This window comes from Sphingobacterium sp. 18053 (genome assembly GCF_902706145.1).
Classification (GTDB): Bacteria; Bacteroidota; Bacteroidia; order Sphingobacteriales; family Sphingobacteriaceae; genus Sphingobacterium; species Sphingobacterium paramultivorum.
On the sequence record NZ_CACSJW010000032.1, the window covers coordinates 1 to 662 of the forward strand.

The 662-nt window shown below is 38.4% G+C and carries 1 protein-coding gene; it reads left to right on the forward strand.

Annotation, left to right across the window (positions count from 1 at the left end; genetic code table 11):
* Positions 1-187: 187 nt before the first annotated feature.
* Positions 188-475 carry a helix-turn-helix domain-containing protein gene (locus GVK91_RS27440; RefSeq protein ID WP_200845723.1) on the forward strand — a complete coding sequence of 96 codons (288 nt, stop codon included), beginning with the start codon at positions 188-190 and terminating at the stop codon, positions 473-475.
* The last annotated feature ends 187 nt before the right edge of the window (positions 476-662 follow it).

Below are 662 nucleotides of genomic sequence, written 5' to 3' on the forward strand. Positions count from 1 at the left end.
TTTGATACAGTGGATTAAAAGAGAATATGGTTTAGTATATCAAAAGGCGCAAATTTATAACTTGCTAGCCAAGGTTGGAATTATCTTTGAAAAGAAACTTGGCCTAATATCTAAAGTGTAATTATTTGTTATACTTTCACCAAAATTGATGAAGAACCAATAAAGTGACCACCTGTTCCGACGGAAAATGACCATGGTATTTCGGACGAAACTGACCATTGTCACCGTTAGTTTTAGAGCTGTAGGTGTAACCATATTTTTGGGGAAGAATAACCCTAAGATTATGGCCAACACGACGATCAGCATGAACAAAATAAGACAGATACTGAGACTTCACGATCATGGGCGTAGCAAACAGGCGATTGCCATTCAGGCAGGCGCGTCGCGCAAAACTTTTCAGCCTTACAATTTTCGAGTTTTACAGGGAATAAGTTTTGTGCGTTTGCTTGAATTGTCAAACCTGCAAAAAGGATAAAAAGCGTTTTACTCATTTATTTTGTTTATCTACTGAAGAGTGTCCGTTTAATATTGCTTGTAAAGCTGTCCGCGTAGCTATGGCTTAAGTTACGGGGCTTGGCGTCAGTGGCGGAAATTGAAGCGAAAAGTTTCAATTTAGCGACAGGTTAAGCAAAGGCCAACTAATGGCATAAATTTAAGAAAAA